Genomic DNA, 3149 nt, shown 5'->3' on the forward strand with positions numbered 1-3149 from the left:
CCAACCACCCCCGACGGCTCCCCCAGGAAGCTCGCCGAAGGCGAGCTGACGGAAACCCCGAACGGCGCCCTACGCCAGGGGCCCCCGCATTGCGGCGAAGCCGCCAACCACCCCCGACGGCTCCCCCAGGAAGCTCGCCGAAGGCGAGCTGACGGAAACCCCGAACGGCGCCCTACGCCAGGGGCCCCCGCATTGCGGCGAAGCCGCCATGCGGGGCTAGGCCCACAGCTGCCCTTCCAGGGCGGCCTCGGCTTCTTCGAGGGTGCCGGCGTAGGCGCCAGTGGACAGATACTTCCAGCCACCGTCACAGACGATCAGGACTATATCGGCCGACTTGCCCTCCTTTACCACCCGCTCGGCCTGCGCGAGCGCCGCGTGCAGGATGGCCCCGGTGGAGATCCCGGCGAAAATGCCCTCCTCTTGCACCAGCTCGCGGGTACGACGCAGCGCTTCCCGCGGACCGACCGAGTATCGCGAGGTGAGCACCGACGGGTCGTACAGTTCGGGAACGAACCCCTCGTCGATGTTGCGCAGCCCGTACACCAGCTCGCCGTAGCGCGGTTCGGCCGCGACGATCGAGATGTCCGGCACCCGTTCCTTGAGGTAACGGCCGGTCCCCATGAGGGTTCCGGTCGTGCCGAGGCCCGCCACGAAGTGCGTGATCTCGGGCAGGTCCTCGAGAATCTCCGGCCCGGTCGTCTCATAGTGCGCCTGGGCGTTCGCCGGATTGCCATACTGGTAGAGCATCACCCAGTCGGGGTTCTCGGCGGCCAGCCGCTTCGCGACGGCGACCGCCTCGTTCGATCCGCCGGCTGCGGGCGAGAACCTGATCTCGGCGCCCCACATCTGCAGGAGCTGACGGCGCTCGATCGAGGTGTTCTCCGGCATCACACAGATCAGCCGGTAGCCCCGCTGACGACAGGCCATGGCCAGCGAGATCCCGGTATTACCGGACGTCGGTTCGAGCACGGTCGCGCCCGGAGTGAGCAGACCGCGCTTCTCGCCGTCGGCGATCATCCACAGCGCCGCCCGATCCTTGATCGAACCGGTCGGGTTGTCCTGTTCCAGCTTCGCCCACAGCCGGGCATCCGGCGACGGCGACAGTCGCGGAAGCCCGACCAGCGGGGTCCGGCCGACGGAGTCGGCCAGGGAGGAGAAACGCATGAGTCGGGACCCGTCGCTCGCGTCAGTGCTGCCCGGGCGACATGCCAGGCGACACCACGGCCGGCGCCTCACTGCCCGGAACTTCGGCGCTGCCCGGAAACTCCCCGGCGTCGACGGAGCCGCCGGCGACGGCAGGAAGAATGGTGACCTCGTCGCCGTCGCTGAGCTTGGCGTCGAGACCCCCGAGGAAACGAACGTCCTCGTCGTTGACGTAGATGTTGACAAAGCGGTGCAGCTCGGAACCGTTGTCACCGGTCACCAGCCGGCCCCGCAGCCCGGCATACTGGGAATCGAGATCGAGGAAGAGCGCGGCGACCGTGTCGCCCGTGCCTTCGACCAGCTTCGAACCTCCCGTGTAGGTACGCAGGATCGTCGGCACACGGACCTGGACTGCCATGGTGCTCCTTTCGCGGGTGCCACCGGCCGGGTCCGGCGGTGGCGCCGCCCGGATGGGCGGGGGTGTCACGTCAGCGGGTTCTACCTCAGGCGGACAAGCGGACGAGTCGTAGGTGCCAAGGCTCCGCAGTCACCATCTTCCCGGACCGTGTCCCTTCCCGAACCGTGTCCGTCGCCGCGTCATCTGCAACGCCAGGCCGTCTCAGACGATTTCCACCGGCTCCTCGGTGACCACGCCGTCGACGATCCGGTAAGATCGGAACTCGGTCACGCCCGGCTCCCGGGTGGAGGCCAGCACGTAGTGCGCGCCCGGCTCGGCCGCGAGGGACACGTCGGTTCTGGACGGGTACGCCTCGGTTGCGGTGTGCGAGTGGTAGATGACGACGGGCTCCTCGTCCCGGTCGTCCATCTCCCGCCACACCTTGAGCTGCTCCATTGGATCGAAGCGGTAGAAGGTCGGCGAGCGCTCCGCGTTCTCCATCGGGATGAACCGCTCCGGACGGTCCGACCCCAGGGGACCGGCGACGATACCACAGGCCTCGTCGGGATGATCACGGCGGGCATGGGCGACGATCGCCTCATAGCAGGCACGGTCGATTCGCAGCACGAGCCTACCGTACGACGCCGAAGGGGCGGTCCGGGCCGATCTCGCCCGCGACTACCCCAGAGCTCGGGTCAGATCGTCGAGCAGCTCGGTCAGGAACGCGTAGACCGCGACGAGCGGTCGGCGGGAATCGTCCGGGTCGAGGTGTTCAAGTTCCGCGGTGGAGTCATCGTTGGTGAGGCCAAGCCGGGTTCCCAGCACCAACCGGAGGTCGTTCAGCGTCGTCAGCCAGTCCTGAGCGGCCTCCTCGTCGAGCAGGAGCACCCTCCCGGGCGCTGGCACAGCGGACAGCACCCGCCGAGCGGCGTCGCGCTTGCGGGCGAGCAGATCGTCCGTCCGGCGGCGGCGGAAGTCCCCGGAGGCCATCGGATCGTCCGGGTAGGGGTCGGGAAGCAGACGAGCGATCGCCGGGTCGTCCGGCGGCGGCGGCGCGGTGTCACGCAGCCCCACCAGCGCCTCCAGCGGATCCTCGACCGGCGGCGGTTCGAGCAGGGACTCGATCTGGCCGACAAGCTCGATCAGCAACGCCGCCTCGAGCCGGGGAAGGCGCAGCTCGATCCCGGCACGCGTGCGGCGGAAGCCGTCAGCCACGTCCCTCCGTTCCCCCACTCCCACGCTCCCGGCGACGGTGCGCCCGGGACGACCGCCCCACATGACCGTCTGAACCGTCCGACCACGGACGCAGCCAGCCTACCCAGGGCATGCCGCATGGGCTGCTCCGGGCGGCCGAGGCCGACCGGCCGGGCCGGGACACCCCGCCGGTCGGGTTACTGGTCGGGTCAGTCCTGGGCGATCGTGGCCCACAGGCCGTAGGCGTGCAGGCGCTCGGCGTTGGCCTCCATCTCCTCCCTGGTGCCGACGGCCACCGAAGCCCGCCCCTTGTGATGGACGTCGAGCATCAGTTCGGTGGCCTTCGGCTTGCTGTAGCCGAAGAGCTTCTGGAAGACATACGTCACGTATGACATCAGATTGATCGGGTCGTTCC

The 3149-nt window shown here is 69.0% G+C and carries 5 protein-coding genes; all 5 read right to left on the reverse strand.

The annotated features are described in order from the left end of the window. Positions 1 to 216: 216 nt before the first annotated feature. Positions 217 to 1164, reverse strand: a complete 948-nt coding sequence (locus AC08OV_RS24205; RefSeq protein ID WP_462187858.1) for a PLP-dependent cysteine synthase family protein — start codon at positions 1162 to 1164, stop codon at positions 217 to 219. A gap of 22 nt (positions 1165 to 1186) precedes the next feature. Continuing rightward, entirely contained in the window at positions 1187 to 1561 is a 375-nt protein-coding gene (locus tag AC08OV_RS24210) for a MoaD/ThiS family protein (protein ID WP_476613004.1), read from the reverse strand. 201 nt (positions 1562 to 1762) lie between these two features. After that, positions 1763 to 2167, reverse strand: coding sequence for a M67 family metallopeptidase (locus tag AC08OV_RS24215; RefSeq protein ID WP_476613003.1), 405 nt, complete (start codon positions 2165 to 2167; stop codon positions 1763 to 1765). 51 nt (positions 2168 to 2218) lie between these two features. Further along, complete coding sequence (locus tag AC08OV_RS24220) at positions 2219 to 2755, reverse strand: DUF2017 domain-containing protein (protein ID WP_476613002.1); 537 nt, start codon at positions 2753 to 2755, stop codon at positions 2219 to 2221. Positions 2756 to 2943: 188 nt separating this feature from the next. After that, positions 2944 to 3149, reverse strand: a 206-nt coding sequence (gene clpS / locus AC08OV_RS24225) for an ATP-dependent Clp protease adapter ClpS (RefSeq protein ID WP_476620396.1), incomplete at its 5' end; no start/stop codon positions are given.

It is taken from the genome of Frankia sp. CeTa3Moorea (genome assembly GCF_978021225.1).